The sequence below is a fragment of the Terrabacter sp. LjRoot27 genome (genome assembly GCF_964254175.1).
Lineage (GTDB): Bacteria > Actinomycetota > Actinomycetes > Actinomycetales > Dermatophilaceae > Terrabacter.
Genome location: NZ_CAXUSS020000001.1, coordinates 61271 through 87062, shown reverse-complemented (window position 1 = coordinate 87062; position 25792 = coordinate 61271). Strand labels below are relative to the sequence as shown.

Below are 25792 nucleotides of genomic sequence, written 5' to 3'. Positions count from 1 at the left end.
CGGAAGGGGGCCTCACGCGCGCCGCGTGACGTGCGGAGCGACTACCTGAGGGCCGTGCCGGTCGTCGTGCCCCTGGGTGCGTCGACGACGCAGATGATCTCGCGGCTGCCGCGCCAGGAGTACTCGTCCGTCGGGTAGATGAAGGACGGGCTGAGGTCGTCGTAGGCCCGGTCGGTGATGAGAGGGTCGGCCTTCTCCGAGCAGCCCTTCTCGGCCGCCTGCACGACCTTGTCCTCGCCGGGCCACCGGCCGGCGGGCATGGCGAAGATCGTGACGACCTGGCTCTCATGGGCCGACGTGCACGGCAGGATCGTGACGCTGTCGACCTCGTCGCGGCCGGCGCCGGAGAAGCAGTCGCCGGCCTCGAGGTCCTCGACGTAGGCATCGGTCGTCTGCGTGACCGCACCTGATGCGGTGCGTTCGGGGCCGCTCGTGACCACGGCGGCGACGAAGAGCACGACCCAGCCGAGCAGCCACAGCACGCCGAGCACGATGCCCGTGACGGCCATGCCGCGGCCCCGCTGGATCCGGCTGTGCAGCTGGTTCAGGGCGACGGCACCGAGGACGATCGCGACGATGGCCGCGATCGGGAAGATGCCGACGAGGCCGCAGCAGAGAGCCGCGATCGCGAGCCCGTTGGTGCCCGGTGTCGGCACCGGCTCGAACGACAGGGAACCCGACGAGGGCATCGCTCCCGTGGGCGGCAGCCCGATCCCGGCCGGAACCGTCCACGGCGCCGGGGCGCCGGGCGGCATCATCGGCGGCGGTGCCGGGTAGCCGGTTGGGCTCGGAGCGTCGGCGGTCTGCACGGGTGGCGCGTCGGCGTCCGGGTTCGGCTGTGGCGGGCCGCTCGGCGGCGGCAGTTCGGCGGTCACGACGGGGAGCATCGCAGGTCACTGCGCGACTCGGGACGAAAGGGGACGTCCGCGACCGGATCGTGACGAGCACCGCGTCCGGCGCGGCGAACCGCGCCCACGCGAGCGGGCGGGAAGGCTTCCCGCTCAGCCGGCTGACGGCATACGCGAGGGGTTCTCAGCGCGCTCCGCCTCGGCACCCCCGGCGCCCTCGTCACGGTGCCGGCGCACCTGCCAGACGACGAGCGCGACGACCACGACGACGCCCACCGCGACGGCGGCGCCGCGGCCGAGCCACGTCTCGACCCGGGCGTAGGAGCGGCCCGCGAGGTAGCCGGCCGTGACGACGGCGCTCCCCCAGGCGATCCCGCCGGCGGCGTTCCACACGAGGAAGGTCGGGTAGTGCATCTTCGACATCCCGGCCAGCGCCGGCATGACGGCGCGCAGGAACGCGGTCCAGCGGCCGAGGAAGACAGCGGCGCCGCCGCGCCGGCCGAGGAAGCCCTGCGCCTGGTCGATGCGCTCGCGGTGCCGGTCGAAGGCGCGGAGCGCGACGACCCGGCCGCCGAGGTGGCGGCCGACCTCGAAGCCGACGGTGTCGCCGACGATCGCGGCCGCGACGACGACGACGAGCACCGCGGCGAGCGGCACGTGCCCGAGCGAGGCCGCGACGCCGCCGAGGACGGCGACGGTCTCGCCGGGCACGACGAAGCCGACGAAGAGCGCGTCCTCGACGAAGACGACGCCCCCGACGACGAGGAGCACGAGCCAGACCGGGGCGTGGAGCACCTGGTTCGTGATGGTGTCGAGCAGGGCGCTCACGTCGGGCTCCTCGGGACGGCGACAGGTTCCACGCGCAGTCTCGGCGAGTCGGCTGGGCGCCCGCTGGATGTGCATCACAACATTTGGACACCCATAACGCGATGCATGGTTCTGTGGCGACAATGAGTCGCAGACCGGGGCGCGCCGTGCGCCCGACCGCGAGAGGACGAGCCGATGGCAACACCGCGACTGGGCGAGATCGCCCCCGACTTCGAGGCCACGACGACCGAGGGCCCGATCCGCTTCCACGACTGGAAGGACGCCAGCTGGGCCGTCCTCTTCAGCCACCCGGCCGACTTCACGCCGGTCTGCACCACCGAGCTCGGCCGCGTCGCCGCCCTCGACGACGAGTGGACCAGGCGCGGCGTCAAGGTGCTCGCCGTGTCGGTCGACCCGATCGAGCAGCACGAGGAGTGGAAGGGCGACATCGAGGAGGTCAGCGGCGCGACCGTCGGCTACCCGATCATCGCCGACGACTCCCGTCAGGTCTCCGAGCTCTACGACATGATCCACCCCGGCGAGGGCGACACCTCGGGCGTGCGCTCGGTCTTCATCATCGACCCGAACCACAAGGTCCGCCTGTCGCTGACCTACCCCAAGAGCGTCGGCCGCAACTTCGACGAGATCCTCCGCGCCGTCGACGCGCTCCAGCTGACCGACAGCGGCCCCTTCTCGACGCCGGCCGACTGGCGTGAGGGCCAGAAGGTCATCGTCGCCCCGACCGTCTCGACCGCCGACGCCCGCGAGCGCTTCGGTGCCGACGCCGTCGACGAGGTCAAGCCCTACCTGCGCTTCACCACCGCCCCCGCCTGAGCGCCGGACGACACGACGGAGCGGTCACCCTCCCCGAGGAGTGACCGCTCCGACGTCGTGCGACCCGCCCCGTCACGACAGGCGCGCGGCCTCGGCGCTCGTCAGGGCAGGGGAGCCGTCCGAGCCCGGGTTGGCGGCCGCGTACGCCACGAGCGCGTCCGCCGAGTCCCGGGCGCTGCCGCCCCGGAGGGTGACCCGCGCGGCGATGAGGCCGGCGACCATCGGGGTCGCGAAGGACGTGCCGCTCCAGACTGCGAGGCCGTCCGGGAAGTCCTCGACCTGCCCCGTCCGCGGCGGCTCGAGGTACTCGTACGGGCCGGTCGGGTAGGCGTTGAGGATGTCGGTCCCGAGGGCATAGGCGTCGACCCACGGCCCGAAGTTCGAGAAACCCGCCCGGGCGTCGCCCGGCCCGTCGAGCGCCCCGATGCCGTAGGCCCACTCGAAGGCAGCCGGCCAGAACGGCCCCTCGTCGCCGTCGTTGCCGGCCGCGGCCACGAGAACGGTCTCCCCCTCGGTGCCCTGGAGGACCTCCTCCCAGAAGACCTCGAACGACAGCAGCGGACGGTCGAGGCGCGTGCAGGTGCCACCCGAGAAGCTGATGACCTCGGGACGCGACTCCACGAGCGAGAGGTCCATCGAGTCGCACAGCCCGTCGACCATGTCGCTCTCGAAGACGGTGCCACCGACGGTCAGGACCGCCTCGACGTTCACTGCCGCCGCCGGCGCGTACGACCGCACGACACCGGCGATGAAGGTGCCGTGACCGCGGTAGTGGCCGACGCCCGCGGGCTCCGGTTCGCCCGTCACGCCCGCGAGCCACGAGTGCTCGGCGACGACGTCCTCGAAGAGCCCCGTGTCGACGACGGCGACGCGGCGGTCATGACCGTCCAGCTCCACGTCGAGGTTGAAGCCGGTCGGCACGCTACCCGTGCCGGGCACGGGTTCGGCCGGGGCACACCAGGTCTTGCAGACGTGCAGGAGGTGGTCCGGGGTGGCGACGCCCTCGCCGACGCTCTCGTCGAGCTCGCGCAGGATGACCTCGAGGGGGCGCGGGTCGTCGGGGATCCCGAGGACCGTCAGGCCCTCCAGCCTCGACGTCCGCTGGCCCGGTGGCTCGATGCCGAGCTGTCCGCACACGGCATCGACGGCGGCGGTGCGCACCAGGACCCGCCGGGGCGCATACATCGACACCGCGGTCCGTTGGGCATCACGGGCCACGACGAGGTCGACGCCCTGGGCCTGCCAGGCCTGCTGGATGAGCCGGGCCTGCACGATGGAGCGGCGGACCTTGAGCGGGTCGTTCGGCGGCGGACCCCACCACAGCTCGTCCGGCGCGGGCTCGGGAAATCCTTGGGGCAGCGGGGCATCGGTGGTGCCATCATCACTAGTAGTCATCAGTACCTCCGGGGCGGGGACATGAAACAGGTCCGACATGAGCGCCAGACATGCAGCAGACGAGGCGGTCGCCGCGCCTGATACACCTCCCCCGAGGCCGCTCGCCGAGGACCTCCTACCTCTGGCAATATCCCAGCCGGCACTCGCCACCACCACGGCTTTGGAGATGCTCGCCCAGGCAGCCGCGCCCCGCGAGCGTTCGCTGGCGCACCATGCGATCGCGATCGTCGAGCGAGATCGCGGCCGCACGGAGCCGGCGCTGGCGCAGTGCCGAGAGGCCTTGCGGTATGCGCGTCGCGCCGGCCCCGACCGGGAGGCGGAGGTGCGTGCGACGTTCGGGACGACGCTCGTCTTCGCCGGACAGACCACGAAGGGACTGCTGCAGCTCGAGCGCGCCCTGCGTCTCAGCACCGGGCCGGCCCGGCACCGCGTGCTGCACCTGCGCGGCTGCACCTTCTGGCTCCTCGGGCGCTACGACGAGGCGGTCCGTGACCTCACCCGCGCCGTCGAGCTGAGCCGGCGCGCCCACGACAAGCTCTGGGAGGGACGGGCGCTCGGGTCGCGTGGGGACGCCCGGCGGGCCCTCGGCGACACGGCCGGCTCGAGCGCCGACTACGCCGCGGCCGAGGCCGCGCACCTCGAGATCGGCGCGGTCCTCGAGGCGACGCTCTCGGCCCGCAACCGGGCGCTCGTGGCTCTCCAGCGCGGTGACGTCGTCGCGGCCCTGACTCTCATGGAGCAGGCCGAGGAGCGCTACCGCGCGGCGGGGGTCGACCAGGTCGAGCAGCTCGTCGACCACGCCGACGCCCTGCTCACGGCACGCCTCGCCGCCGAGGCGCAGGCCATGCTCGAGACCGCACTCTCCCGGCCCGACCTCGCCGCCGTCTGGCGCGCCGACCTCCTGCTGGCCTCGTCACGCGCCGCTCTGCTCCAGGAGCAGTGGGAGACAGCCGCGTCCCGCGCGAACGAGGCGGAGGAGACGTTCCGCGCCCACCGCCGACCCCGCTGGGCTGCCCGTTCGACCCTGCTCGGCCTCGAGGCGGCCTACGCCGCGGAGCAGGAGGCTCGCAGGTCCACGGACGGCATCAGCGCCCGGCCCCGGCCCTCCCTTCCCGAGCTGCTCCAGCGCGTCCGCGCGCTCGTACGCGTCCTGCGCCGCCTCGAGGACCCGGCTCTGCCCGAGGCGCTCCTGCTCCTCGCGCAGGTGGCCGGGGACACCGGTCACGTGCGGGTCCGGTCGCAGGCGCTCGACGACGCAGCGGCGCGACGGCATGACGGGGCGCCGCTTCCGCGGGCAGCGGCGTGGCTCGCACAGGCGATGCTCGCCGAGCAGGTGGGCGACCGTCGCTCCCTGCGCCACGCCTGCCGCCGCGGCCTGGATGCCGTCGACGAGCACCGGTCGCTCATCGGCGACCTCGAGCTGCGCGCCCTCGCGAGCGGCTACGGGCTCGAGCTCGTCTCGCTCGCCGTCGAGGACGCCGAGCGGGCCGGGGACGCGCGGGCCGTGCTGTGGTGGACCGACCGCTGGCGGGCGACGGCGCTGACCGGCCCGGCCGCGCGTCCGCCGGACGACCCCGAGCTGGCCAGCCAGGTCTCCGCCCTGCGGGACGTGACCCGCCGGCTCACGCTCCGGGGCGAGGAGGGGCACCTCGTCCGAGAGCGGAACCGCCTCGAGACGGCGGTGCGCAGTCGCTACCGCCGCCTTCGCGCCGAGAGCTCCGACGCGCCCGGGCCGGACCTGACCCGCCTGACCGAACGGCTCGGCGGCACGACGCTGCTCTACGTCGCCATCGTGCGCGGGAGCCTCTTCACCGTCACCGTGGCCGACGGCCGGGCGCGGCTCCGACGTCTCGGAGATGCCGTGACCGCCGAGCGCGAGGCGGCCCATGCGCGCTTCGCCCTGCGCCGGGCCGCCTACGGCCGGGTCGTCGACGTGACGGCCGTCGGACAGCGTCTCCAGGCCGGGATCCTGGGCGACCCGGACCCCGCCTGGTCGCGGGCATCGGTCCTCGTCGTGCCCGCCGCGTCCTTGCTCACCGTGCCGTTCGGGATGATGCCCGCGATGCGTGACTCCGCCCTGACGGTGTCGCCGTCCATCGCCCTGTGGAACCGCGCGCAGGACGTCCGGGCGGGCCGAGGCCACGGCGGCCACGTCGCCCTCGTGACGGGGCCGGGGCTCAGCACCGAGCAGCGAGAGGTCGCAGACCTGCGGCGCCTCCACGCCGACGCCGTCGTGCTCGGCGGCGGCGCGGCGACCGTCGACCGCACGCTGGAGGTGCTCGAGGGCGCCCGCCTGGCCCACATCGCCGCCCACGGCACCTTCCGGGGCGACGCTCCGCTCTTCTCCTCCCTCATGCTCGCCGACGGACCGCTCATGGTCCACGACCTCGATCGCCTGTCCCGTCCGCCCCGCTCGGTCGTGCTGTCGGCCTGCGACTCCGGGGGCGTCCACCCGATCGGCGCCGACGAGGCCCTCGGTCTCGTGTCGAGCCTGCTCGCCATGGGCACCCATTCGGTCGTCGCCAGCGTCAACCCCGTCAACGACGCCGCCACCGTGCGGCTCATGGCCGTCGTGCACACCGCCGTCGCCGCCGGTGGCTCACTCGCGGACGGTCTGCGCGCGGCTCGGTCCGCCGCAGGCGGCGACCCGATGCTCGCGGCCACGGCGGCGTCGTTCACCGTGTGGGGCAGCTGAGGAGGTATGCCGGCCTGCTGGCTCAGCGCGCCTCGAACCACCGCGTCGACATGACCCTGTGCCCGGCGCGCTCGAGCACCACGCGCGCGAGCCCCAGGGGCACCCGCTCGAAGGTGAACCGGCCCTCGTCGAGGACGACTCGCGTCTGGGACGCGGAGGTCTCCAGCACGACCTCCGACCCGGCGGCATACGGCTCGGTGCCGTCCATGACCACGCCGATGACGCGCGTGAAGTCACCACGGCGGCTCACCTCGATCTCGATCGAGGTGCCCTCGTGCTCGAAGACGATGAGGTGAGAGGCCGTCCCCGACCCGTCCGCCTCGCGCACGGCCACCTCGGAGAGGGCCTCGGTCACCAGTGCCATGAGGGCGGTGTCGGCGTGCCGCAGCGCGAAGGCGGCTCGGCCCAGCTCGACGACGTCGTCGGGGACCGGGTCGACGGCGTCGGCGACGCGCCGCAGTCGCGCGAGGAGCTGCTCGTCGTCGACGTGCAGGTCGTGGTCACTCATCACGCCCTCCTTTCCGTGTCGAGGTCGGAGCCGGACTCCCGGACGATCGTCCTGAGTGCCTCGAGGCAGCGCATCCGCGTCGGCCCGATCGAGCCCACCGGCATCCCGAGCGCCTCCGAGATGAGCTTGTAGTTGGGTCGGTCGCTCGCCATGAGCGCCCGGAGGAGGACCTGGCAGCGCTCCGGCAGGTGGCGGAAGCACGACCAGAGCTCACCGTCGCGCTCGTCGTCGAGCAGCGCCGCGTCGAGAGCGAGAGCCTGCTCGTCGGGAACGTCCGTCGCGAGGTCGTCGTCGCGCACGAGGTGCTCACGCTTGCCCTTGCGCAGGACGGCGAGGGCCTCGTGCTGGGCCGTCGTCGACAGCCACCCCGCCAGGGCCTCGGGCTGCTTGATCGAGTCGAGGTGGTCGAGGAGCTTGAGCCACGTGTTCTGCACGACGTCGGCGGCGTCCTCCTGTCGGAGCCGGTGGCCGCGCGCGACTCCCCAGAGCAACGACGAGAAGCGCTCGACGATGGTGTTCCACGCGGTGGCGTCTCCGTGGGAGGCGCGGGCGACCAGCTCGGTGAGTTCACCAGGTTCGCCCATGCGTCGCCCCTCCTCTGGGTGCTCAGTCTAGGTCTCACACCGGGCAGACGCGGCTGTCAAGCGAATTGATACGTCGAGGTCGACACGTGGTGGGCCGGGGCATGCGAAAGGGTGGCCGCTCCTCCCCTGTACGGGAGCGACCACCCTTCGCGACGGGTGCTGCGGAGCTCGTGGCTCACGCGGCAGCCGGGCTCACTTCGACGACGTCTGCTTCTGCGTCTCGGCGTTCGTCTTGCACTTCTTGCCCATGGCGTCGAGCTTGTCGCCGGCAGCCGAGACGACCTGGCGCTGGCCGTGCCAGTCACTCTGGAAGCGGTCGGCGTCCGTGCCGCCCCAGTTGCTCTTGATCGTGGAGACGGCGCCGTTGACGGCCTCGACGATGCCCTCGAGCTCGCCCTTGTAGCCGACGAGCTTGTCACCGGACGCGGACACCGCGTCGGCGTTCATACCCTTCTTGTAAACAGCCATGTCAGTTCCCCTTCAGAAGTCTGCGTGTGTGGGTTGGTCTGGAGATGAGGTGGATCAGTACTGCGACGAGGTGCTGCGCTGCTGCTGGACCTCGTGGTCGATCGTCGACTTCATCTCGGTGAGCAGCTTCTGGGCCTTCTGGAGCTCGGGACGGTGCGTGCCGGTCCACTCCTGCTCGAACTGCTTGGAGTCGTCACCCTGCCAGTTCTGCTTCAGGGACTCGACCTCCTGGTCGACCTTCGTGATGAGCTTCTGGATGGCCTCCGCCTGCTGCTGCAGGACGTTGCCCTGGGCGTTGACCTCATCGTCGTTCATTCCGAGCCAAGCCATGACCTTCTCCTTTGCCTGTGTTCCCCCGACTGATTCGGGAAGTTCTCTTCCGGACCAACCGTGCAGGCCCGCGCTGTGCCAACTCCTCGACGTCCGCTGCGCCTCCGGGCAGTTCGTCCCGATGGGCGGCTTTCGTCGACATGCAGAAACCTATGTCAGCCCTCGGGGGGTGTCGATGGGGAGCACTCCCCATGATTCGAGGGGCGCGTCGGACACCGATGGCGTATGCCGTGTGCGTCGTCCGATTCCCTTGTGCGCCAACGCTTTCGGCGTGGTCTTCACACTCACGGGCGGGCCACCTGGAGGAGCTCGAACTTGCCCTTCTCGATGATGAAACCACGGCCCGGGGGGAGCTCTGCCCGGTTGAGGGCGGGGAGGTTGGCCTTGAAGACGGACAGGCCCTCGTTGCCGTCGGGGTGCAGGGCGAGGCCCGAGCGCGACGTCTTGAGCAGGGCCTGGAGGCCGAAGTTGCTGCTGAAGAAGGCGGCTTCGCCCTCGGCGACGACGAGTTGGTCGTTGTCGACGCAGGCCTTGGCCAGGGTCGTCAGCGCGTTCTCGGCACCCGACGGCGCGAGGTCGTCGATGCGTTCGACGAAGACGGCGATCGGCCTCGTGACGCGCCCCTCCTCGATCTCGGCAGCGAGCCGGCCCGCGAGGGCCGACGTGGCCTCGCCACCGACGGCGGTCTCGGCCCAGATGCCGAGGTCGAGCAGCTCGGACGTGCGACGCGGCGTCATGAGGTAGAGCGCCGATCCCGAGCTGAACCGGAAGAGGCCGGCTGCGGTCGTGGCCACGGCCGTGGTGCGTCCCGAGCCGGACGGGCCGGTGATGATGAACGTGCCCTTGGGGTCGAAGCCGATCGGCTCGAGCGTCGAGGACGCGACCCCGACGACCGGACGCCCGCCGAACTCCGACGGGAGGTCTCCGAGCGGGATGACCTCGGCGAGGCTCTCGATCGGCGGGGCCTGGCTGACGCCGGCCTTGCGGGTCGCGTCGGCGAAGGCCTCGATCGCGGCGGCCTGCACGGTGACGTCGGACGAGCCGCCGAGCACCGCGACCTGGACCTCGGAGCCGGACATGAGACCGCGGCCGGGGGGCGAGGCCATCGTCAGGACGTCACCGGGCACGCCGAAGACGGAGTAGTCGTCGACGTTGCTCATGCGCAGGATGATCCGGCCCTGCACGGCTGCGGCGAGGTTCGTCGGCAGTCCGGTGCGCTGGTCGGACGCGATGATGAAGTGCACGCCGACGGGTCGGCCGTCGGCCGCGAGACCGGCGAGCATGTCGAGCCACTGGAAGCGGCCGCCGACCTCGTAGGCCTGGCGGAAGGCCGTCATGTTGTCGATGAGGACGATGACGCGCGGCTCGTCGGGACGGCCGGCGAGGCGCCGGTAGTCGGTGATCGTCGCGGCGCTGACGGCCGAGTAGCGCGAGGCGCGCTCGTCGATGGTGGCCCGGAGCGTCCGGATGAGGCGGATGACGCGCTCGTGGTCGCCGCCGGGGATGATCGAGCCGACGTGCGGCAGGGACTCGAGCATCGCGAGGCCGCGGTTGCCGAAGTCGAGGCCGTAGACGTGGCAGGGCCCCCCGCGCACCGTGTAGCCGGCCGCGATCGCCATCGACCTGAGGAAGACGGACTTGCCGGAGCCCGACGTGCCGTAGATCGCGATGTTGCCCTCCTTGTCGGGGCGGAACGCGATCTCGGGCTGGGCCTGGTTGTCGGGGTCGTCGGCGACGCCGAAGACGAGCTCGTCGTCGCGGCGCTGCGTCGGCAGGGTCGCGAGGTCGTAGACCGAGCGCATGTCGGGCAGCCACGGCTTGCGGGGCTTGGGCAGCTCGGCCACGCGGGCGGCGCGGCCGAGCGTGCTGACGAGCCGCTGGATGTCGGTGGGCCCGAGGTCGGCGGCCTCGTCGGCGCCCTCGACGCGCGGCGGCTCCCACTCGACGCCTCGGCCGAAGGTGAGCGTCTCGACCTTCATGTCGGGCGGCGGCGGGACGTCGGAGGTCCACCCACCGGCATACCCCGTCTGGAAGGGGACGAGCCGCCCCGGGCCGGTCTTGGACACGGCGCGGCCGGGCAGCGCGGGGTCGAAGAAGGCGGCCTCCTTGGAGCCGAGCACGTCGTCGGAGTCGTTCTCGTCGGCCATGCGCAGCGCCATGCGGAGGTTGGTGTTGGCCCGGAGGTTGTCCTTGATGACGCCCGCGGGTCGCTGCGTCGCGAGGATGAGGTGCAGGCCGAGCGACCGGCCTCGCTGCGCGACGTTGACGACGCCGTCGACGAACTCCGGCACCTCCTGGACGAGGGCCGCGAACTCGTCGACGACGATGATGAGCGACGGCGGGGCGTCGACCTCGCCGCGGCGCTCGAGCTCGACGAGGTCCTTGGCCTTGTGCCGCGCGAGCAGGTGCTCGCGGTAGTGCAGCTCGGCCGCGAGGGAGGCCAGCGCACGGCGCACGAGGTGCGGCGAGAGGTCGGTGACGAGACCGACGGTGTGCGGCAGCTTGACGCAGTCGCGAAAGGCCGAGCCGCCCTTGTAGTCGACGAGGAGGAAGGTGACGCGCTGCGGCGAGTGGGCCGCGGCCATGCCGAGGATCCAGGCCTGGAGCAGCTCGGACTTGCCGGCACCGGTCGTGCCGCCGACGAGTGCGTGCGGGCCGTCGGACCGGATGTCGACGGAGAAGGTGCCCTGGCTCGACTGTCCGACGATGGCGCGCAGGTTGCCGGGCTTGCGGGGCAGGACGGCGGGCGCGTAGGGGCCGGTGAGGATCGAGCGCGACTCGCCCCACTTCTCGATGACGGCCTCCTCGGAGCTCGCGAGGTCGGTGCCGGCGAGGGTGAGGAGCGAGACGGCGCGTGGCAGGTCGCTCGCGTCGTCGACGGGGACGCCGGCGTCGACGACGGGGGCGAGCTGGCGGGCACAGGCCATCGCCTCGTCGTAGCCGATGCGGTCGACGGCGACGGGCTGCACCTCCTCGCCGGCGTGGACGTAGCCGGCCAGCGAGCTCTGGTCGTCGCTGACGACGAGGAAGGTGTGGCAGGCGGCCGGCAGCAGCTGCTGGGTCTCGGCGACCCAGAGCACGACGATGCCCTGGTGGTGGCCGCGCTCGGCGATGGCGACGAGGCGGCTGCGGTCGATCGGTGCGTCGCTCTCGACGAGCACGAGGACGGTCGGGCGTTCGGCGCTGGCCTGCTCCCGCTCCTTCGCGGTGCCCTTGGCCTCGATGATGTCCTCGAGGGCGTCGGCGAGCGCCGAGCAGGCCGGAGCGCTGGCAGCCAGGTGGTCGGTGCCGATCGGGCTGTGGGGCGAGGTCGTGTGCGGCAGCCACTTGAGGAAGTCCCAGTCGCGGGCCGAGCTGCCGGAGGCGAACGAGCAGACGACGAGCTCGGCGGGCGAGTGCAGCGCCGCGGTCTGGAGCACGACCGAGCGCGCGGCACCGAGGGCGTTGGCGCGCTGGCCCGCGACACCGATGGCGCCGTCGGCGAGCGGGGTCGCGACGATCGGCACGTCGTGCACGACCTCGAGGCCGCGCAGCTGCTCGGAGACCTCGAGCCACGCCTCGGCCTTGGAGCGGCCGACGGCCGGCATCTTGATGGCCGAGCGGGACGGGCGGGTGCCGAGCCCGAGCCGCAGCTCGGCGTAGCCGTTGCCGTCACGACGGCGGGTCCAGAGCAGGGCGCTGCGGTCGCGCACGGCCGTCAGGCAGTCGACGCCGCTGGGGTGCTCCCCGCGACGGGTGTGGCCCTCGACCTCGAGGGAGCCGCGGATGCGCTGCGAGAGCAGGGCGAGGTCCTCCTTGAAGTCCTCCATCGCCTGCTTGAAGTCCTTCTTCTGCTGGCGGCGGGACTCGTAGTACGTGCCCGCCATCATCATCGGCATCATCAGCATGAAGATGATCGAGAAGGCGCTGCGGGTGATGAGGTACATGACGATGCCCATGAGCAGCGGCACGATCATCGCGACGAGCGGCATCGGCTGGAGCTTGCCGCGCTCGGGCAGGTCGGGGACCTGCCACTCCTGGCCGGCGAAGAGGGGCGCGACGCGGGGTGACCGCGAGAACGCCACCGTGCCGGCGTCGCCCGACAGCACGCCGCTGCCGGGGCGGCTGACGACGCCGTCGCCCTGCAGGTGCACCTCGAGCTCGGTGTCGCCGACGCGCACGACGTCGCCGCTCTTGAGGTGGGCACGGGTGACCTGCTGCCCGCCCGCGGTGATGCCGTTGGCCGAGCCGAGGTCGACGACCTCGACGACCTCCTGGATGACGAGCTTGGCGTGCTTGCGCGAGACGGACTCGTCGGACAGCTGCACCTCACAGCCGCGTCCGCGGCCGATGTATGCCGTCCCGCGGGCGAGCGGGAACTCGCGCCCCGCGTCGGGGCCCGACCGGATGGAGGCGACGGCCGCGGGACGGCCGCGGTCGACGAAACCCTCCCCGGCACGGGTCGTCGTGACGCGCATGCCGGACTGGAGTCCGCTCTCGGCGACGGTCGCACGGGGGTCGAGGCCGCGCATGTCCTGGTCGACGAGTGCGAGTGTCATCGCCGCGTCGACACCCAGCACGGTCGAGCGGTGCGGGTCGGCCGCCGCGAGGTAGGCGGCGAGGTCCCCGACCGTCGTGGCGGAGTCCGTCGTCGCGACGAGGTCGGTCTCACGGTCTCCCGACCGGAGGACGAACTTCAGCTTCACGCGTCACCCTTCGTGCTCTTCGAGGCGTTCGAGGTCGAGCCCGGTCCGCGACGGCTGCCGCCGCGGCGTCCTGCGTCACCGGTGCTCGGTGCGGTCGTGCCGATCCCGGCCTTGGTGGCCTTGCCCCGACGGGTGGGCTGCTGCGGCCGATCCTGCCGGCGCGAGGTCCGTGCGAGGGCGGGGCCGAGACCGGCGCCGGTGGGCAGGTGGTCGCGGAAGGTGCGCAGGGACACGTCGCCGCGCAGCTTCTGCCAGAAGGACTGCTCGCTGCGGATCCGCTTGCGCGCCGTCTCGACGTCGGCCCAGAAGGCGTCGACCTCCTCCGGGGTCGGCTGCGCGATGTCGAAGACGTGCCCGTTGGCCGCAGCCGCCAGCGGCACGAGCGCCAGGCTCGGGGCCGCCGTGGGCACCGCCTGGGTCTGCGGGGCCTCGCCCGGGCGGAGCGGCTCGGTGCGGCCCGGGTCGGTCAGCTCGGAGACCGACGACGTCGCACGGACGGGGGCGCCCATGAGGGCACCGTCGACGACGGGACTCGGCTTCTGCGGCGGCGGCCCGAAGACGTGCTCCTCGAGGGCGCGCGCCTGCTCGAGACGGGTGCCCTTGACCGGCAGCGGCATCCGCATGTCCCGGGCGGTGTCGACGACCTCGCGCCACCCGCCGCTGACGCGGCTCGCCGTCTCGCCGATCGTGCGCCGGCGACGACGCCGCAGCCACTTGGCGAGCCGGATCGCGCCGTAGACGACGAGCAGGACGAGCAGCGGCACCACGACGAAGAAGATGAGCCAGCGCAGCCAGTCCGGCCAGTTGTCGGGGTTGAGCGGGTTCTCGTCGTCCTTGGGCGGGTTCTTCAGCTGCGTCGCGTTCTGCGCCTGGTCGGGGCCCTGGAGGACGCTCGGCGGGTTGTTGGCCGCGGGCGGCGGCACCTGGGCGCCGGTCTTCTTCTCCTCGGACTTCTGGATCAGCTGCTGCGGCTTCTTGTTGCGGTCCGGGATGAACTGCTTCCAGTAGATCGGCTGCCACGATCCGTCGGCCCTGGCGACCTCGACCCAGGCGTGGACGTCCTTGCCCTTGATGGCGCCGGTGGCGTCGGGCTCGGCGCCGAGGACGACGCGGGCCGGCACGCCGAGGCGGTTGGCGGCCAGGGCCAGGGCGGAGGCGTACTGCTCGTCGTTGCCGGCCAGCTGGGTGGCCTTCATGAACTGGGTCATGCGCCGGAGGCTGTGGCCGGGGAGGAAGACGTTCTGGTAGTCGCCCGGGGCGCCGCCGTCGGTGTAGGCACCGTCCTGCATCGCCTTGGCGACGGCGACGACCTTCTGCCACTGGCCGTCGACGCGCTCGGTCCACGGCGAGATCTTGTCGTCGACGAAGGTGAGGTTCTGGCTGTCGACGACGGTGCCGTCGGCCACGTCGACGTTCTTGGGCAGCTCGGCGTCGACCTTCTGGGCCAGCGCGCTGACGGTGTAGGTGTCGCCGGCCTGGAGCTTCTCGGGCAGGACACCGGTGTTGCTGTCGACGTTGAAGCGCAGGTCGTCGGCGAGCTGGTCCCCGCGCGAGCCGCCGAAGTCGAGGCCCGTGACGGTGCCGAAGGTCGGCAGCCAGACGTCGCTGTAGCCGCCGGCCGGCACGCCGACGGTCGCGGTGACCGGGTCGCCCACACCCTCGGCGGCGATGTGGCTGCCGACCTTGCGGAAGCTCGTCCCCTCCGGGTCGTCGCCCGTGCCGAGGTTGGCGACGTTGCCGGCGCCCCAGACGAAGTCGTCGTAGGAGTCGAGCGCCGCGATGCGCACGGGCACCCCGGCCGGCAGCCCCTTGACGGTGAGCAGCGTCTTGTCGAAGAGCTCGGACCCGTTGGGCTCGGTGTACTGGCGGAAGCCGGCGAGCGGGGAGGCGTACTGGGTGACGTCGAAGGGCGGCACGAGCGAGGCACGGAAGACGGTGCGCTCCGCGCCGGCGGCGCCGGGCAGCATCGGGCCGACGAAGAAGCCACCCACGGTGGCGACGGCGAGGAGCGCCGCCGTCGTGACGGCGCGGGTCGTGCGCCCGGCGCCGTTCTGCAGGGCGGGCCGGTTGCGGTTGCTGCGCAGCGCCGTCCAGCCGATGGCGACGAGCGCGAAGACGGCGCCCTGGAGCAGCACGGCCGCGGGCGTCAGCGTGCCGAGCACGATCGACGCGACGAGGAGCAGCACCGGGGCGACGAGAGCCGTGACGGCGCCGGTCCACCGGCGCGCGACGCCGTAGGTCAGCGACGCCCCGACGAGCCCGAAGAGGAACGGCAGGGCCATGTAGGGGCCCTCCGAGTCGACGGGCGGGAGCGCGGTCAGCAGCTCCTTCCAGCCGGGCACGGCCATGTGCACGAGGGTCGCGAACGTCTCGCCCGACGGGATGAACCCCGCGATGAGGTCCTCGCGGACGGCGAGCGGCCCGCCGAGGAGGAGGTATGCCGCCGCGACCGCGAGCAGCGTGAGCACCCCGGGTGCCCGGAAGGTCGCCGTCACGTGCGCGACGAGCAGTCCGATGACGAGACCGGCGAGGCCGACCCAGAGCCAGCCGAGGCCGAAGAACGTCGTGCGGAAGCCGACGAGGGCCAGGCCCACGAGCACGACGGTAAAGCCGGCGTCGACGAGGTGGGCGGTGCTGGGCCGCAGGCGGGCCAGCTGCGTGCGGACGCGCTCACCCGCGGTCGGGGGCGTGACGAGTGCGGACGGGGGCGGGGCCGGGATCGACCCGGCGGCGCCGGCGGACATCGGAGAGCTCATCGGGCCACCCCTGAGACGAGAAGCGTGCGGAGGTCCTCGAGCGCGGCGAGCGTGAGGATGACGAGGCCGCCACCACGACGGATGCCGTGGTCGGCCTGCGGGTCGATGACGACGATGACGCGCGTCACCTCGGGCGGGAACTGCCCGGCCGCGCGCTGCAGCTCGATGAACGGACGGTGCGGACCGGTGACGATGAAGCAGGTGCTCGTGTCGGGGGCCAGCTCGGCGGCGTCGAGCGAGGTCGTGAAGAGGTCGACGGGACCGGGCTCGACGCGCGACATGGCGTCGAGACCGATCTGCGGGACGGACTTCGTGACCTTCTGCGGGCCGCAGACGATGGTGCAGTCCTGCTCGTCGAGCATGACGCGGACCATGATCGAGGAGCCGACCGAGATGGCCGTCTCGACGTCGGCCTGGATCGCCGTCGGGGCGTTCGCCGCCATGACGTCGCGCTCGACGTCGCGGTCGGCCCGGCCCGTCTTGCCGTGACCCGAGCGGTACTGCTCCGGGTCGGGGTCGACGAGGATCGTCACGTGCGACCGGCGCGTGTCGAGGAACTGGCGCACGAGCAGCTTGCCCGCCTTGGCCGAGCTGCGCCAGTGGATGTAGCGGCGGTCGTCGCCGGGCTGGTACTCGCGCAGCGCGTGGAAGGCGAGGTCGCTCATCGAGACGTCCTCGGTGGTGCTGCCCTCGAGGTCGCGCAGCAGGCCGGCGCCGAGGGACTCCAGCGCGACGGTGCGCGGGTGGACGAAGAGCTCGGTGCGCTCGGTCCACGTCAGCGTGCGGCGCATGAGGCCGAGCGGGTCGCCCTGGACCGTCGTGGCCGGGCCGACCTGGATGACGCCGCGGCGCGAGGTCGGCACGACGAAGAGCTCCTCGTGGGCGTTGCCCGGGGTCAGGGCCGGCAGCACGAAGCGCGCGGCCGACAGCCCCACGGGCAGCTCGACGAGGATCGGCAGCATCGGGGTGCGGGCCTCGTTGGTGACGAGGATGCGACCGGTCGCGGGGTCGCCGACGACGACCCGGCGCGGGTCGACCTCGGCGAGGATGCGGACCTTGGTGCGACCGAGGGCCAGGACGAAGCAGATCGCGAAGAGGAGCAGGGCCGCCGCGGCGACCATGAGCAGCTCGGTCCAGCCCCAGCGGGCCCCGACGAACCAGCAGACGAGACCGAGCGCGAGGATCGTCCACCCGAGCGGCGAGACCCACCGGAGGACGCCGGCGAGCGGGCGCCACATGCCCTCGGTCTGACCCGCGACCTGCTCGATGGAGCGCGTGATCGGCGCGGTGATCTGGCGGATGCCACGGCTCGTCGTGCCCGTGACGGCCCGCGCGCGTCCGCCGGTCGTGGCTGCGGACGAGCCGGCCGACGGGCCTGCCGCCGACGCGGACGCCGCCACGGGCGCGCCGGCACCGGCCGGCGCTCCCTTGCGTGACGGCATACGGAAGCGGCCGCCGCGACGCGACGACGTGGCCCCCTGGTCCTGCTGGGTCATGCGGTCCCCTTGGTTGCTTCTGCGGACGCGGTCAGGCCGAGGCGCGCTCGGCCGGCGGCGCGATGTCGCCGAGGATCTGGTCGACGCACTGCTCGACGGTCGTCCCGGCGAACTGCGCCTCGGCGTTGAGGAGCAGGCGGTGGCTGAGGATCGGCTCGGCGAGCAGCTTGATGTCGTCGGGCACGACGTAGGTGCGGCCCTGGCTCGCGGCCCACGTCTTGGCGCAGCGCACGTAGGCGAGGCAGCCACGGACCGACAGGCCGAGCTTGAGCGACGGGTGACGACGCGACTCCTCGGCGATGCGGCTGACGTAGCCGAGGATCGCCGGGTCGACGTGCACCTCGTCGGCGAGCTTGGACATCTCGACGATGACGTTGCTCGCGATGAGCGGGCTCAGCGTCTTGGCGCGGTCACGCGTCTTGGCGTCGGCGAGGACGGCGATCGTCGCCTCGTGGTCGGGGTAGCCGACGCTCGCCTTCATGAGGAAGCGGTCGAGCTGCGCTTCGGGGAGGCGGTAGGTGCCGGCCTGCTCGATGGGGTTCTGCGTCGCGATGACCATGAAGGGCTCACCGACGGAGTGCGGCTTGCCGTCGATGGTGACGCGCCCCTCCTCCATGACCTCGAGCAGCGCCGACTGGGTCTTCGGCGAGGCGCGGTTGATCTCGTCGGCGAGGACGATGGTCGCGAAGATCGGGCCGGGGTGGAACTCGAAGGTCTGCTTCGTCGGCTCGTAGATCGTCACGCCGGTGACGTCGCTCGGGAGCAGGTCGGGCGTGAACTGGATGCGGCTGTGCGTGCCCTGGACCGTCGCCGAGAGGGCGCGGGCGAGCTGGGTCTTGCCGGTGCCCGGGAAGTCCTCGAGGAGCATGTGGCCCTCGGAGAGCAGGCAGGTCAGGGCGAGGCGCGTGACGTGCTGCTTGCCGAGGACGGCCTTCTCGATGTTGCCGACGAGCTGGTCGAAGGTGTGCGCGAACCAGGTGACCTGCTCCTGCGTGATGCGACCTGTGGTGGGCGTGGCCGTCATGGGTGTCGTTCTCCTGTCATGTGTTTCATCGATCGTGGGGTATGCCGTGTGGCTGGGTCGGGGCGCGGCCGGCTCCCTCGCGGGAGCGGGCCGTCACCCCCAGGGATTGCGTATCGCTGAGTCGGACCCGTTCGACGACGAGCAGGTCACGCGGACCCAGCCGTTGGGGAACCCGAAGAACTTGTTGGAGTCGTTGCCGCCGTTGCTGGGCTCGTGCGAGCCGCCCGTCCCGTTGTCGGGGTTGGACCAGCCGCCGTCGGAGCTGTCGACCGAGCAGCTGATGGCGCCGTTGTAGTTCGACAGGTTGTAGCCGATGTGGTTGCAGTTGCTGCCGCACTGGGTGCCGTCCGGCTTGAGGCAGCCCGTCGCCCCGCAGCCGCTCCCCTTGTAGACCGAGTTGACCTTGGGCTTGGGCGCGGCGTTCGTCGTGCCGGTGATCGAGGTGTACGGACCCCAGCCCGAGTCGGTGGCGAAGGCACGCACCCGGATGGTGCGCGTGTCGCTGTAGCCGAGGCCACCGATCGTCGTCGACTCACGGCTGGCGCCGAAGGTCTCGCTCTTGTCGCCGGTCACCTGGTACTGCGTGATCGGGCGACCGTTGTTGACCGGGGCGTTCCACGTGAACGTGATGCTGTTGTTGTCGTGGTTCTCGCCGGGGTTGCGGATGGCGTTGGTCGGCCCGTACGGGTGCACCCGGATCGCGTTGGACATCGGCGAGCAGTAGCCGGCGGAGTTGCAGGCCCGGATGGCGATGGTCCTCGACGTCGTGTCGAGGGGCCGCGTCGTCCCTGCCGTCGGGCAGCTGGTGCCCGAGCACGGGAACGAGCCGGTGACTCCGTCGGTCGTCCAGTGGATCCGGTCGTACCCAGCGGCGTGCGGGCTCCCGATCCGGTAGGTGATGTCGATCGTCTTGTCCTCACGTGGGGTCGTTGCCGTGAGGAGGGTCGGAGTGTCCGGGTAGCCGTTGGCCGTGTAGCTCGAGAAGTTGGCCTTGTCGGAGGTTGCCGGCCCGCCGTTGGTGGCGGTCACGACGTACTGGACCGTCTGGCCCTCGTAGGGGATGGTGTCGCTCGCGACGCGCGAGTCACCGCCGGAGCGGGTCGCGATGAGGTTCCAGGCGCCGCCGCCGGTGCGGCGGAACACGTCGTACTTCGTGATGGGTGGGCCGTTCGGGTCCGTCGCCGCCCAGGCGATGGAGACCTGGGCGTTGGTCTCGCCGGGCACGGGCTCCCGCGGGCTCAACGTCGGAGCGGGCACCGCAGCCGGCTTGCCGAAGGACTGGGCCTTGACCTGGGCGCCGAAGGGGCCCCAGCCGGCCTCGTTGTTGGCCTGGACGCGGACGTTGTAGGCGTCGTTGTTGATGAGGCCGCTGATGACCTTGGTGAGGCCCGGCGCGGGCACCTCCGCCTGGCCGGTCGCGCCGGCGCTGCCGCCGATGTTGACCCACTGGACGCGGTACTTGAGCACCTTGCTGCCCTCGTTCGGCGGCTCGCTCCAGCGCACCGTCAGCTTGCGGTCGCCCGGCGTGATGTCGGTGATCGACGTCGCCTTGGGCTTGGTGTCCGGGCGCACCGTGTTGCTCCGCGGGCTCTGGTCGGACCAGCCCACGGGGTTGCGGCTGCGGACGGTGAACGAGTAGTCCTGACCGTTCGTCAACCCGGTGATCGTGCACGGGGAGGACGAGCACGCCTTCGTGCCGCCGCCCGGTCCGATCGCGGTGACCTCGAAGCCCTGGATCGGCAGGCCGCCGTCGTAGGCGGGCGGGCGGAAGTCGACCCGCGCGCTGCTGCCGAGGATGCGGTCGGCGACCGCGGTCGGGGCGGCCATCGGGTCGGGCTTGCTGCGGACGCTGACGGAGACCTGGCCGAGCGCCGCGGGTCGACCGGGTGCGTCGACGGCCTGCACCGTGATGCGCGCGTCGCCGCGGCCCTTGTCGGACGCCGACACCGTGATCTGGCAGCCGTTCTGCGTGACGCTGACTCCCGTGCCCGAGATCACCCGGGCCGACTGCACCTGGCACTTGGGGGCCGTGAGCGGACTGTCGAGGTACTGCGACAGGTTGACGGTGCGGCTCGTCCCGGCGATGAGGCCCTCGATCCGCACGGGACGCAGGGTCGCGGCGGGCGGGGCGCTGACGACCCGGACCTTGATCTTGTAGGACTCCGCGCCGCCCTTGGCCTTGACCGTGACCGCACCGGTGGAGCCCTCCTGGGCGGCAGGCTGGGCCCGGAGGACGACCTGGCGCCCACCGGCGCCGGCCTGGTTCAGGTCGACGCGGTCGATGGCCGGGTCCCACGTGGCTTCGTACTGGGCGTTGTTCGCGTCCATCCCGGTGGGCAGCCAGGCGTGGCAGAGCCGTGGGATGTCGAAGGTGCGGGCCGGGCCGTCGGCAACGAGCCTGACCTCGTGGTCGGGGCAGCGCAGGACGGGCACGTCGGGGCCGATCTGGACCGGGATCGTCACGTACGTCGTCTGGGCCGCCTTGTCGGCCGGACCCGTCGCGTTCGTCACCTCGAGCATGAGCGCGGCCGGACCGACGTAGCCGTTGGTCGAGGTCAGCTTGAGCTCGGTGCCGGAGGACACGGCCGACTGGAGGTCCTCGTCGGGGGACGTCGACACCGTGTCGGGCGAGGTGAGGGCGATCTTGCCGCCGCGGGGGTCGACGACGTAGTCGGCGAGGCTGACATCGACCGTGGAGTCGGCGCCCATCTTGATGGTCTTGCCGTCGACGACGTAGGGCGCACCGTTGGTGCCGGCCGGCACGTAGATGAGCGCCATGGCCGAGGCGCCGTCGGCGTCCTCGATGACGTAGGGCACGACGCGCGCCTGCGGTCGCAGCTGGATGCGCAGCTTGCGGCCCTCGCGGACGACGCCGTCGCCGATGAACTTCGTGATCTTGAGGCTGGCCTGCTCCCCGTCGAGGTCGCGGTCGTTGGCGAGCGCGTCGACGAGGATGGAGGTCTCGCCCTGCTTGGCCAGGCCGGTGTCGTCGACGGCGATCGGCGGGTTGTTGAAGTCCTTCTGCCCGCGAACGGTGAGCGTCGACTTCGACGGGTCGAAGAGCCCGTCGGTGATGCCGTAGGTCAGCACCTTGGCCGGCCCGTCGTCGGGCGCGACGACCTTGAAGGTGTCGTCCTTCTGCTTCTGGAAGTCCTTGAGCACGTCGGCGTCGTTGAGCGTCGACAGGTCGACGAACGAGACCGAGTCACCGGCCGCGATGAGGTCGTTGGACAGGACGTCGGCGCGCACGGTGCGACCGGGGGCGGCGACGATGTCGTCCTCGACGGCCACGGGCGGCTGCGGGTCGCCCGGCTGGACGACGCCGACGCGCACGAAACCCTCGCTCGTCAGGCCGAAGCGATCGCGCAGCTGGTAGCGGATGACCTCGGTGCCGGCGCTGCGCGGGTAGGCCTCGTAGCGGATCGTCGCCGCCCCGAAGCCGAGGACGCGACCGAGCTTGAGGTCGACGGCCTTGCCGTCCTCGCCGACGATGCCGCTGACGAAGGTGAGGTCACCGTCCGGGTCGACCCCGCTCGTCGGCACCGTGATCGCCAGGGTGTCGCCGGCCGTGACGCTGGCCGAGAAGCTGCGCGCCGACGGCGGCTGGTTGGGGTACTTCACGGCGTCGGGCAGCGGGTTGATCGTCACGTTGATGCGACCGGTCACCGCCCGCGCTCGGAGGCCCTCGGGGTAGGTCGCGTACTCGAGGATCGCCGACTTCGGACCCTTGAGGGTCTCCTGGTCGGGCACGTAGCGCACGACGGTGCCGGAGGCGAACGCCTGCCCGCCGCCCGACAGCACCTTGACGCTGGCGGGGTCGAGCTTGAGCGGGATGCCCTCGCTCATGGAGTCGTTGTCGAGAGCCGGGATGGTCACGGCGTCACCGACACGGACCGTCGCGACGTCGTCGACGACCGTCGGCAGCACCTTGTCCTTGGGCTCCGGCTTCTGCACGACGGACAGCTGGCCGACGGCGGTCTTCGTGCCGTCGCTGATCGTGTAGCTGACGGTGCCGCGTCGCGGGGTGTCGCCGTCGAGCGGGGCCGTGGCCTCAGCCCGGATCCACCGGCCCTGCACGACGGAGACGCGCAGCCACGCGTCACCGGTGACGACGCGCTGGACGACGAGGACGTCGCTGCGCGGGCTGTAGTCGTTGGAGAGCACGTCGGCGATGACCGGCGTCTGCCCACGCAGCACTGCCGCGTCGGGGGTCGCGACGGGCGGCAGGTCGACCGAGGGGTTCGGCATGATGTCGACGCGGATGCGACCGACGCTGACACCGGAACCCACCTGGGCGGCATACGTCACCGTCGAGGTGCCGGGCGTCTGGCCCGTCACCGTGAGGACGTTGGTGTCGAGGTTGGTGTCGAGCGTCAGCTGGCCCGGACCCTTGACGGCCTGCGCGAGGCGCATGCGGGCCTGCGGGTCGGTCGGGTCGGCACCGGCGATGTCGTTGCCGAGCGGCTGGAGCTGCACCGGCTTGCCGACGACGGCGCGCAGCACGTCGGGCTGGGTCTTGGGCGGCACCGCCTTGCTGTCCTGCTCGCTCAGGACGTCGAGCGTGACCGACGCCTTCTGCGTGCCACCGCGGCCGTCGTCGACCTGGTAGTCGACGACCTGGTCGCCCTTGTCGCCCTGCGCCTTGACGGTGAGTGCACCCGAGCCGTCGACGCCGGTCGTCGCCGGGTCGAGCGCCGAGACCTGGATCGGGTCGTTCTCGGCGTCGCGCCAGTCGGCGATGACGCCGACGCGGACCGAGCCGCTGGCCACGACGGGGTACTTCGCCTGCGCGAGCTTCGCCTGGCCCGAGCGCAGCTTGGGCGCGGTGTTGACGTCGGCGCCGACGATGCGGACGTTCACCTTCGCGGTGGCGCGGCCGTTCTTGGCCGTCGTGCCGTTGTTGACGGTGTAGTCGAAGGAGAACGAGCCGCTGGCCTCCTCGGGCACGGTGACCTGGACGGTCTGGCCGTCGGCCGAGGCGCTCGTCGAGATGCCGGTGGCCCCCGGCTGGCTGACGTCACCGGGCGAGATCGCGAGGATCGAGCCCTGCGAGTCGGAGTCGTTGTCGAGGACGTGCAGGGTCGAGGTGCGCCCCGGGCGCACCTGCAGGTTGTCCGGCTGCGCCTTGGGCGGCGTGCGGCTCACCTCGTCGTCGACGAGGTTCTCGTCCTTCTTCTTGTTCTTGTCGTCGGTCTGCGGCGGCGGGATGACGGAGTTCCAGTTGTCGATCTTGACGCGGTTGCGGTCGATGTCCCACACGTCACCGGAGTCGAGGTCGTTGAGGACGATGAGTCCGCGGTTGACGCGCAGCTTGACGCCGTCGGTGCGCACGCCCTTCTTCATCGCGCCGAGGTCGACCGTGTCGGCGTCGGTGGGGGCGCCGCAGTTGCGGCCGTAGTAGACGTTGGACGCCCCGGCCCACGCTGCGTGGATGCAGCTCGCCAGGCGCACGGGCGCGGAGAGGAAGAGCCGCTGCCCCGGAGCGCCCTGGCTCAGCTTCACGCCACCGGTGGTCGGACTGTCGCCGGTCAGGGAGACCTGTGTCAGCTGCGTCTCGTCCTGGATGAGGACGGAGGCCGCGTCGGGGCCTGGCTGCTGGAGCGCCGCGAAGGCGGGGTTGCCGGGCTCGGCGTTGCCGACCGACAGCTGCTCGGGCTCGGCGAGGGCGTCGGAGTAGAGCTTGCCGGTGGCGGAGTCCCAGACGGCCCAGTGGCTGCCGACGGCCGTCACCTGCGCCGACTTCGACGTGAACCCGAGCTTCGTCGTGACCGGCTTCGCGAACGCGTTGCCCTCGGGCCTCAGCACGGTGACCGTGCCGACCTCGGCGGACACGGCATACACCGTGCCGTCGACGCCGACGGCGACGGCGGAGTTGCCGCCCACCTTGGCGAGCGGCTTGGCCTGCGTCTGCAGGGCGTCGAGGCCGGTGATGCCGCTCCGGTCGTCGACGCGCTGCGCCCGCAGCTCGCCCTTGGCCGGGTCGATCATCGCGATGGTGCCGCCCCGCACGTCGACGAGAGGAGCGGTGAACACGCGGTTGCCGGTCGCCGTGCTCGGCTTCGGCACGACGATCGACTGCTCGGGGGCGAGGGTGCCCTCGGCCGGGTTGATCGGGACGATCTGGTTGCTCGCCTTGGAGTAGCCGACGATCGCCGCGCCGTCCTGGAAGATGTCGAGACCCGACCCGGTCGAGCCGTCGGACAGGACACCGGCGTCGAGCTGGCCGGCCGGCTTGTTGATGCGGCCGTAGCGCGCCTGCTCGGAGTTCGTGACCCAGATGCCGCCGTCGTTGAGGTCGGCCTTGCGGACGATCTCACCGTCACTGCGGGTGGCGAGCCACACGAGCAGGCTCGCGACGAGGGCGACGACGACGGTGGAGATGACTCCGACCCGTCGCTTGGTGGCGGCGGTGCTCATGCGTTCCCCTGTTCGGCGACGGCCATGCGGTCGTCGGGCCGGTTCTCTTCATCTGGCGTGGTGACGGTGGTGACCGGGTCGTCGAGGAGGGCGAGGTCGTCCTCGGTGACGAGCTTGGTCGAGAGCGCGTGCTCGACGAGCCGTGCCTTGCGGTTGGTCGCGAGCTTGCCGACGCCGCCGTGCAGGCCGCGCGTGCCGGCGTCGGCGAGCTTCTGGCAGACGTTGTCGAGCTTGCGGTTGAAACGGGTGATGGTCCAGCCGAGCCGGTCGGCGGCGGCCGCCGAGGAGGGTATCTGGCTCGTACCCGCCTCACGGCGGCGCAGGAACGGCTCGCAGAGCGCGACGATGAGCAGCTTCTGGTCGGGGGTGAACGACACCCGCCCGACCGTGGCCGCGCCGACCTCGTCGTCGTCGGACTCGGCCGGAGGGTCGGCCGTCACCGACTTGAAGGCCGGGCTCGCCACGTGGATCTCGAAGTCGTAGGTCGTCGGGCCGGCGGTGAACCAGACGATGAGCTGCTTCATCGCGAGCGGGATCTTCGCTCCCGGGTTGAGCCACGCCTGGAAGAGGCCCTGCTCGTCGGCGACCGTGGCCGTCAGGGTCGAGCCGGTGTTGCTCAGCCACCAGAAGCCGTTCTCGAACGACACGACGAGGAAGGTGCGGTGCAGGTAGGGGTTGTCATCCACCTCGACGTCGCCGGTCCGACCGATGGTCAGTCCGGTGTCGGGTGACACGGAGTACTCCTCGCCGCAGAACACGACGGTCACCTTGCTGTGGATCACGATCAGGTCCCCTAATCCCTGTCGACACGCTCTCGCGCGGGCGCTGCGGCTAACGATGTCCAGTCGCTGCGCGTTACGGACGTCTGTGGTGGTTTGCTGGTGTCTGTGTCGAGGTTGCCGTTCCGACCGTTTCGTGTCCACCCGCCGGCATACTCAGGCAGCT

15 protein-coding genes are annotated in these 25792 nt (G+C 71.8%); 2 read left to right on the top strand and 13 right to left on the bottom strand.

All coding sequences use genetic code 11. The features are described 5' to 3' along the window. Window positions 1–41: 41 nt before the first annotated feature. Both ACSQ2D_RS00315 and ACSQ2D_RS00310 read right to left on the bottom strand, forming a co-directional pair. Window positions 42–875, bottom strand: a complete 834-nt coding sequence (locus ACSQ2D_RS00315) for a DUF4190 domain-containing protein (protein ID WP_435984023.1) — start codon at window positions 873–875, stop codon at window positions 42–44. Between the two features lie 126 nt (window positions 876–1001). After that, entirely contained in the window at window positions 1002–1676 is a 675-nt protein-coding gene (locus ACSQ2D_RS00310; protein WP_435984022.1) for a DedA family protein, read from the bottom strand. A gap of 174 nt (window positions 1677–1850) precedes the next feature. On the opposite strand from ACSQ2D_RS00310, the gene ACSQ2D_RS00305 reads away from it, so the two are divergent. Beyond that, window positions 1851–2489, top strand: coding sequence for a peroxiredoxin (locus ACSQ2D_RS00305; RefSeq protein WP_435984021.1), 639 nt, complete (start codon window positions 1851–1853; stop codon window positions 2487–2489). A 72-nt stretch (window positions 2490–2561) separates the two neighbouring features. Here the strand turns inward: ACSQ2D_RS00305 and ACSQ2D_RS00300 are convergent, their stop codons facing one another. Beyond that, a complete protein-coding gene (locus tag ACSQ2D_RS00300; protein ID WP_435984020.1) occupies window positions 2562–3884 on the bottom strand; it encodes a S8 family peptidase in 1323 nt (440 codons plus the stop codon). Between the two features lie 166 nt (window positions 3885–4050). Between ACSQ2D_RS00300 and ACSQ2D_RS00295 the strand changes: the two genes are divergently transcribed. After that, complete coding sequence (locus tag ACSQ2D_RS00295) at window positions 4051–6579, top strand: CHAT domain-containing protein (protein ID WP_435984019.1); 2529 nt, start codon at window positions 4051–4053, stop codon at window positions 6577–6579. Between the two features lie 22 nt (window positions 6580–6601). Here the strand turns inward: ACSQ2D_RS00295 and ACSQ2D_RS00290 are convergent, their stop codons facing one another. The 10 genes from ACSQ2D_RS00290 to ACSQ2D_RS00245 form a co-directional block, all read right to left on the bottom strand. Next, complete coding sequence (locus tag ACSQ2D_RS00290; RefSeq protein WP_435984018.1) at window positions 6602–7087, bottom strand: carboxypeptidase regulatory-like domain-containing protein; 486 nt, start codon at window positions 7085–7087, stop codon at window positions 6602–6604. Then, window positions 7087–7671, bottom strand: coding sequence for an RNA polymerase sigma factor (locus tag ACSQ2D_RS00285; RefSeq protein WP_435984017.1), 585 nt, complete (start codon window positions 7669–7671; stop codon window positions 7087–7089). Before ACSQ2D_RS00285 ends, ACSQ2D_RS00290 begins: the two co-directional genes overlap by 1 nt. A 192-nt stretch (window positions 7672–7863) precedes the next feature. Then, window positions 7864–8139, bottom strand: a complete 276-nt coding sequence (locus ACSQ2D_RS00280; RefSeq protein WP_435984016.1) for a WXG100 family type VII secretion target — start codon at window positions 8137–8139, stop codon at window positions 7864–7866. A gap of 54 nt (window positions 8140–8193) precedes the next feature. After that, entirely contained in the window at window positions 8194–8469 is a 276-nt protein-coding gene (locus tag ACSQ2D_RS00275; RefSeq protein ID WP_081633740.1) for a WXG100 family type VII secretion target, read from the bottom strand. 284 nt (window positions 8470–8753) lie between these two features. Beyond that, window positions 8754–13154 carry an FtsK/SpoIIIE domain-containing protein gene (locus tag ACSQ2D_RS00270; protein WP_435984015.1) on the bottom strand — a complete coding sequence of 1467 codons (4401 nt, stop codon included), beginning with the start codon at window positions 13152–13154 and terminating at the stop codon, window positions 8754–8756. Further along, window positions 13151–15910 (bottom strand): transglutaminaseTgpA domain-containing protein, encoded by a 2760-nt coding sequence (locus ACSQ2D_RS00265; RefSeq protein ID WP_435984014.1) that lies wholly within the window; start codon window positions 15908–15910, stop codon window positions 13151–13153. Before ACSQ2D_RS00265 ends, ACSQ2D_RS00270 begins: the two co-directional genes overlap by 4 nt. Next, window positions 15907–17406 (bottom strand): DUF58 domain-containing protein, encoded by a 1500-nt coding sequence (locus ACSQ2D_RS00260; RefSeq protein ID WP_435984013.1) that lies wholly within the window; start codon window positions 17404–17406, stop codon window positions 15907–15909. The genes ACSQ2D_RS00265 and ACSQ2D_RS00260 overlap by 4 nt, the downstream gene beginning before the upstream one ends. Before the next feature lie 31 nt (window positions 17407–17437). After that, window positions 17438–18430: an AAA family ATPase gene (locus ACSQ2D_RS00255; protein ID WP_435984012.1), complete on the bottom strand. Its 993-nt coding sequence runs from the start codon at window positions 18428–18430 to the stop codon at window positions 17438–17440. A gap of 93 nt (window positions 18431–18523) precedes the next feature. Then, window positions 18524–24847, bottom strand: a complete 6324-nt coding sequence (locus ACSQ2D_RS00250; protein WP_435984011.1) for an Ig-like domain-containing protein — start codon at window positions 24845–24847, stop codon at window positions 18524–18526. Continuing rightward, window positions 24844–25629 (bottom strand): hypothetical protein, encoded by a 786-nt coding sequence (locus ACSQ2D_RS00245; RefSeq protein WP_435984010.1) that lies wholly within the window; start codon window positions 25627–25629, stop codon window positions 24844–24846. The genes ACSQ2D_RS00250 and ACSQ2D_RS00245 overlap by 4 nt, the downstream gene beginning before the upstream one ends. Between the last annotated feature and the right edge of the window lie 163 nt (window positions 25630–25792).